Here is a 6949-nt window from a genome sequence, read left to right as displayed (position 1 = left end):
CGTAACCAACTTATCTCGTTAGCGGGTGCAAATATACAACCACTATTTTTATTCCACCAAACCTTTTTTAATCTTTTTTTAAAATCTTTTCCCTAATACTCATGAAGGCCTTATTATGAAGTGATTATCCTGTTTTTTTTTCTAAAAAAACATCTTCACTTTAAAATAATATGGAAATACGATTATGTATTACATAATATATTGTATCTGAATTTTTAAGATACTATCTTTGCGAACTTAATTACAGCCTGTATTATGATAGATATTACTTTACCAGATGGTACTATTAAAAATTTTGAACAAGGAACAACTCCAATTGATGTTGCCAAAAGTATTAGTGAAGGGTTTGCAAGAAATGTAATTTCTGCAAGCTTCAATGACGAAACAATAGAAACCTCTACTCCATTATATAATGATGGGTCATTAATATTGTATACCTGGAGAGATCGCAAAGGAAAAGAAAGCTTCTGGCATTCTACTTCACATGTTATGGCTCAAGCCTTGGAAGAGTTATATCCAAATATAAAGCTAACACTCGGACCTGCTATTCAAGAAGATAAAGGTAATGGCTTTTACTATGATATAGATTTTGGTGATCATTCTATTTCTGAAAAAGACTTCAAAGCAATTGAGAATAAAATGTTAGAAATTGCACGAGGGAAACATGATTTCAAAATGCGCTCAGTAACTAAAGATGAAGCTCTATCTTTATATAGGTCTCAAAACAATGAATACAAAGTTGAAATGATTGAGAATTTAGAAGATGGCACAATAACATTTTGCGATCATTCAACATTTTCAGATTTATGTAAAGGAGGACATATTCCTAATACTGGTTTAATAAAAGCAGTCAAAATAATGTCAGTTGCAGGAGCCTATTGGAGAGGTGATGAAAACAACAAACAATTAACTAGAGTTTATGGTATCTCATTTCCGAAGCAAAAGGAATTAACAGAATACCTACAACTATTAGAAGAAGCAAAGAAACGAGACCACAGAAAGTTAGGAAAGGAACTAGAATTATTCACCTTTTCTCAAAGAGTAGGACAAGGACTTCCTTTATGGTTACCAAAAGGAGCTGCATTAAGAGAGCGTCTTGAAAACTTCCTTAAAAGTGCACAGAAGAAAGCTGGATATGAAATGGTAGCTACGCCTCATATTGGTCAAAAAGAATTGTATGTTACTTCTGGTCACTTTGCAAAATATGGTGAAGATAGTTTTCAACCCATAAACACTCCTGCGGAAGGCGAAGAATTTTTATTAAAACCAATGAACTGTCCGCACCATTGTGAAATTTATAATACTAGACCTTTTTCATACAAAGAGCTACCAAAACGCTATGCAGAATTTGGAACTGTATATAGATATGAACAAAGTGGAGAATTACATGGATTAACCAGAGTACGAGGATTCACTCAAGATGATGCGCATATTTTTTGCACACCAGATCAATTGGATGCAGAGTTTAAAGAAGTTATAGACTTAGTATTATATGTTTTTGGCTCTCTAGGGTTTGAGAATTTTAAAGCTCAAGTATCTCTTAGAGACCCTGACAATCCAGATAAATATATTGGCAGCGATGAGAATTGGAAAAAAGCAGAAGATGCAATATTGAATGCTGCTATTGATAAAGGATTGGATTATGTTGTAGAAACTGGAGAAGCTGCATTTTATGGTCCTAAATTAGACTTTATGGTAAAAGATGCATTGGGTAGAAACTGGCAATTAGGAACTATTCAAGTAGATTATAACTTACCAGAACGTTTTGATTTAACATATAAAGGCAGTGATAATGAGCTTCACAGACCTGTAATGATACATCGTGCTCCTTTTGGAAGTATGGAGCGTTTTATCGCAATACTATTGGAACACACTGGTGGAAATTTCCCACTTTGGTTAATGCCTGAACAAGTAATTGTGTTATCATTAAGCGAGAAATATGAAAAATACGCAGAAAAAGTTTTAAATTTGCTAGAAAATCACGAAATTCGCGCCCTCGCAGATTATAGAAATGAGACGATTGGTAAAAAAATCCGTGAAGCGGAAATGAATAAAATACCATTCATGATTATAATTGGTGAGAATGAAGAGAAAGAAAACAAGATTTCAGTAAGACAACATGGTGGTGAAGATTTAGGCATGATTAGTGTAGAAGAATTTTCTGAAATAGTTGATAATGAAATCAGTAAAACATTAAAAACATTTAAATAAAATAAGTTTAATTAAAATATATAAGCCATAGCAATACGTAGAAGACACAACTCCAAGAGAGTAGTAAAAGAAGATCAACACAAAATCAACTCAAAAATTAGAGCCGAAAAAGTAAGACTTGTAGGTGATAATGTAGATGTTGGAATTTACTCAATTAAAGAAGCATTAGCCATTGCAGATGATCAAGGGTTAGATCTTGTTGAGATTTCGCCAAAGGCTGATCCTCCTGTATGTAAAGTAATGGATTATAAGAAGTTTCTTTACGAACAGAAGAAACGTGAAAAAGCTTTAAAAGCAAAAGCTTCAAAGGTAACTATCAAAGAAATTCGATTTGGGCCACAAACAGATGACCATGATTACGAATTTAAAAAGAAACATGCCGAGAAGTTCTTGAAAGACGGAGCAAAACTAAAAGCCTTTGTGTTTTTTAAAGGGCGTTCAATTATATTTAAAGAGCAAGGTCAAATCTTATTATTAAGATTAGCACAAGACCTAGAAGAATTAGGTAAAGTTGAGCAAATGCCTAGATTAGAAGGAAAGCGTATGACCATGTTCATTGCGCCAAAAAAACCAAAATAAATAGCTGAAAAGTTCAGCGTATAAAGATAATAAGCGAAACGTAAATAAAACTAGGAGACAATGCCTAAAATGAAAACTAAATCAAGTGCTAAGAAACGTTTTAAACTAACTGGCACTGGTAAGATTAAAAGAAAGCATGCTTTTAAGAGTCATATCTTGACAAAAAAATCTAAAAAGCGTAAGCTAGCTTTGACTCATGACACTTTGGTACACAAAGCAGATGAGAATAATATTAAAACAATGTTGCGTTTAAAGTAACACCGTTTTAATCGGTTAAAACAAATTATAAACCCTGGAGTTAGGCAAAAGTATTTAGCAAGTGTCATTAATTGACCGCCTACTACAAAAAACAATTTAAAAAATGCCAAGATCAGTAAATTCAGTAGCGAAAAGAGCCAGAAGAAAAAAGGTTCTTAAGCAAGCAAAAGGTTACTTCGGAAGACGTAAAAACGTTTGGACAGTAGCAAAAAATGCGGTTGACAAAGCGATGCAATATTCGTATAGAGATCGTAGAAACAAAAAAAGAACATTCCGTTCACTTTGGATTATGCGTATTAACGCAGGAGCTAGACAACATGGAATGAGCTATTCTAAGTTTATGGGAAAACTTAAAGCTAATAATATCGAATTGAACCGTAAAGTTCTTGCAGATTTAGCAATGAATAACCCAGAAGCTTTTGAAGCAATAGTAAACAAAGTAAAGTAAGGCGTTCGCCTAAATAATAACAACAATTCGCTTATAAAACCGATTCAGAAATGAGTCGGTTTTTTTATACCATGCCTTTTTAGATTTGAGCAGTTTCAATACTTAATTTTAGCATAAACTTTCATTTTTTATAGTTAACTTACAAGTCAACTAATCAATAATAAAATGAAACGCATTCAACTCATTACAACCCTCATTCTACTTATTACTTTTAATGTATTTGCCCAAAACAAAGACAAACCAAAACCTTGGGATGTTTCTAATCCTGAAGGTAATTGGGATTTTAAGGAATTAAAATTATCTACTAATGAAGGAACATGGATGAACCTTGATGTAAGTCCAGATGGAAAGTCTATTGTTTTTGATATGCTTGGCGATATCTATAAGATAGATATTAACGGTGGAAAGGCAAAGATTCTTAGAGACGGTTTAGCCTTTGAGATACAACCACGTTTTAGTCCTGACGGTAAGCACATATCATTTACTAGTGATGCTGGTGGAGGCGATAATGTTTGGGTTATGGATAGTGATGGATCTAACGCAAAGCAAATTACAAAAGAAAGTTTCAGATTACTAAACAATGCGATTTGGACTCCCGATGGAAATTATCTAATCGCAAGAAAGCACTTCACTTCGAGTCGTTCACTTGGTGCTGGTGAAATGTGGATGTATCATAAAACTGGAGGCAGTGGTATACAACTCACAAAAAAGAAGAATGCACAACAAGATGTTAATGAACCTACGCTTTCTCCTGACGGAAAATATCTGTATTATAGTGAAGATGTATATCCTGGAGGCTTCTTTCAATACAATAAAGATCCGAATAGTCAAATCTATGTCATCAATAGATACAATATGGAAACTGGCAAGATTACTAGAGTAACTGGTGGGCCTGGTGGAGCTGCTCGTCCTCAGATTTCTAGAGATGGAAAAAAACTAGCTTTTGTAAAACGTGTACGCACAAAATCGGTTCTATATATTCATGACTTAGATACTGGTGAAGAATGGCCAATCTATGATCAACTTAATAAAGATCAACAAGAAGCTTGGGCCATTTTTGGTGTATATACAAACTTTAACTGGATGCCTAACAATGACGATATAGTTATATGGTCTGGTGGAAAAATTAAAAAGATAAATGTTAGTAGTTTAAATGTTACTGATATTCCTTTTCAAGTTGATGCAACAATCAAAATTGCTAAGGCCATTGAAGTCGAAAATCAAGTGGCTCCAAATACATTTGATGCCAAAGTCATTCGTCATGCAGTGACATCACCAGATGGGAAATCCATTGTGTTTAATGCTTTAGGCTATTTGTACACTCAAAAATTACCTAACGGAAAAGCAAAACGTTTAACCTCTGGAACCGATTTTGAATTCGAACCAACATTTTCTCCCGACGGAAATACGATTACCTATGTCACATGGAATGATGAAAATTTAGGCGCTATACATTCAGTTTCTAGTACTGGTGGAGTTTCTACCAAATTATCTTCAGAAAAAGGTATTTATAGAAATCCTTCCTACTCGCATAACGGTAAACACATCGTGTATCGCAAGGAAGGTGGCAATAATGAACAAGGAAGAACATTTTCTAAAAAGACAGGGATATATGTAATGAATGCTAATGGCTCTAACCCTAAATTGGTAACTAAGGAAGGTGATTATCCAATGTTTAATAAAGCGGACACTAGAATTATTTACCAGAAAGGCGGACTCTTTTTTGGAGCCTTGACTAAAGAATTAAAAAGTGTAGATCTCAATGGTTTCGATGAGCGCATTCATGTAAAATCTAAACATGGAAATAGATTAGTCCCAAGTCCTGACGGAAATTGGATTGCTTTCATACACCTTCATAAAGTGTATATGGCTCCTATGCCTAAAGCAGGACAAACACTAGATCTTACCGACAAAACAAAATATGTTCCCGTTACGAAATTATCAAAAGATGCTGGTATTAATTTACATTGGTCTAAAGACAGCAAAACTATCCGTTGGACCTTAGGAAATATGTACTATTCGGCAGAAGCATCTAAAGACACAAAGCTTGTTGAAACAGGCATCAAAATTAATCTGGAAGTCAAAACCGATAAACCTCAAGGAAAAATTGCACTCACTGGTGCTCGAATTATTACTATGGAAGGTGATGAAGTGATTGAAAATGGAACGATAATCATTAACAATAACGTCATTGAAGCGATTGGTAGTACATCAGAAGTTTCGGTTCCATCTAATGCAAAGGTGTATGATGTTACCGGAAAAACGATCATGCCCGGAATGGTTGATGCACATGCTCACATTGGAGGTTTCCGTTATGGGTTAACCACACAAAAGCACTGGCAATTTTATGCTAATTTAGCTTATGGCGTTACCACTGCTCATGACCCTTCGGCAAACTCTGAGACAGTCTTTGCGCTTTCCGAATTACAAAAAAGCGGAACACTTGTTGGCCCTCGCCTCTACTCTACTGGTTTCATTCTTTATGGAGCCGATGGTGATTTTAAAGCTGTAATTAATAATCTTGAAGATGCGCGTTCATCAATTCGAAGAACAAAAGCTTTTGGAGCTTTATCAGTAAAGAGCTATAATCAACCAAGACGTGAACAAAGACAACAGGTTTTACAAGCTGCTCGTGAAGAGGGAATTTTTGTAGTACCTGAAGGTGGATCAACATTCTACCATAATATAACAATGGTTATGGATGGCCATACTGGTGTTGAACATAATATTCCTGTTGCTCCTGTTTATAAAGACGTTTTAGAACTCTGGGGAAATAGTAATGTGGGCTACACACCTACACTTATTGTAAATTATGGAGGTATGAATGGTGAAATGTTCTGGTATCAAAACACCAATGTTTGGGAAAACGAGAAACTATTAAAATATACGCCTCGAGGGATTATTGATTCTCGTTCAAGACATCGTATTATGATTCCTGATGAAGAATATGATAACGGACATATATTAGTATCTAAAACATGTAAGGCATTGAGCGATGCAGGTGTGAAAGTAAATCTTGGTGCGCATGGCCAATTGCAAGGTTTGGGTGCACATTGGGAATTATGGTTACTACAACAAGGTGGAATGACTAACCATGAGGCTTTAAAAGCTGCTACTATTAATGGCGCAGATTATATTGGGATGAGTAATGATATTGGCTCTCTTAAAAAAGGAAAACTAGCCGATCTTATTGTTATGGACAAAAACCCATTAGAAGATATTAGAAATTCTGAAAGTATTATTTATACGATGATCAACGGACGTATGTATGATACTGAAACAATGAATGAAATTGGAAATGAACCTAAAGAACGTACAAAATTCTATTGGGAAAATTCTAAATACAATCAAGCATTTCCTTGGCATGAAGAAACACAAAGTTTCACGAGAGGTGCTTGTGGTTGTCATGTAGGATCTCATTAAAACATAAATCCGATTCTTAAATGAATCGGA

At 34.7% G+C, this 6949-nt stretch carries 5 protein-coding genes; all 5 read left to right on the top strand.

Annotated elements, in window-relative coordinates; genetic code table 11:
- Window positions 1-255: 255 nt before the first annotated feature.
- The 5 genes from thrS (at window position 256) to KWG70_RS15435 (ending at window position 6919) form a co-directional block, all read left to right on the top strand.
- Window positions 256-2211 carry a threonine--tRNA ligase gene (thrS, locus tag KWG70_RS15455; protein WP_230936940.1) on the top strand — a complete coding sequence of 652 codons (1956 nt, stop codon included), beginning with the start codon at window positions 256-258 and terminating at the stop codon, window positions 2209-2211.
- Window positions 2212-2238: 27 nt separating this feature from the next.
- The gene (gene infC / locus KWG70_RS15450) at window positions 2239-2790 is read left to right on the top strand and encodes a translation initiation factor IF-3 (protein ID WP_317206765.1); all 552 of its coding nucleotides are present in this window, start codon (window positions 2239-2241) and stop codon (window positions 2788-2790) included.
- A 60-nt stretch (window positions 2791-2850) separates the two neighbouring features.
- On the top strand, window positions 2851-3048 hold the full coding sequence (gene rpmI, locus KWG70_RS15445) for a 50S ribosomal protein L35 (RefSeq protein WP_040250651.1): 198 nt from the start codon (window positions 2851-2853) through the stop codon (window positions 3046-3048).
- Between the two features lie 103 nt (window positions 3049-3151).
- On the top strand, window positions 3152-3496 hold the full coding sequence (gene rplT / locus KWG70_RS15440) for a 50S ribosomal protein L20 (RefSeq protein WP_204347045.1): 345 nt from the start codon (window positions 3152-3154) through the stop codon (window positions 3494-3496).
- Window positions 3497-3661: 165 nt separating this feature from the next.
- A complete protein-coding gene (locus KWG70_RS15435; protein ID WP_230936939.1) occupies window positions 3662-6919 on the top strand; it encodes an amidohydrolase family protein in 3258 nt (1085 codons plus the stop codon).
- Window positions 6920-6949: the final 30 nt, after the last annotated feature.

The organism is Psychroserpens luteolus, from assembly GCF_021032705.1.
In the GTDB taxonomy this organism is placed as follows: Bacteria; Bacteroidota; Bacteroidia; order Flavobacteriales; family Flavobacteriaceae; genus Psychroserpens; species Psychroserpens luteolus.
The sequence above is the reverse complement of the archived record's forward strand: the minus strand, read 5'-3'. Positions and strand labels throughout refer to the sequence as shown.

Bases quoted from the DNA above. Each gene is read 5' to 3' on its own strand.
- KWG70_RS15435 (WP_230936939.1), top strand. From the start codon at position 3,662: ATGAAACGCATTCAACTCATTACAACCCTCATTCTACTTATTACTTTT.
- thrS (WP_230936940.1), top strand. From the start codon at position 256: ATGATAGATATTACTTTACCAGATGGTACTATTAAAAATTTTGAACAA.
- rpmI (WP_040250651.1), top strand. From the start codon at position 2,851: ATGCCTAAAATGAAAACTAAATCAAGTGCTAAGAAACGTTTTAAACTA.
- rplT (WP_204347045.1), top strand. From the start codon at position 3,152: ATGCCAAGATCAGTAAATTCAGTAGCGAAAAGAGCCAGAAGAAAAAAG.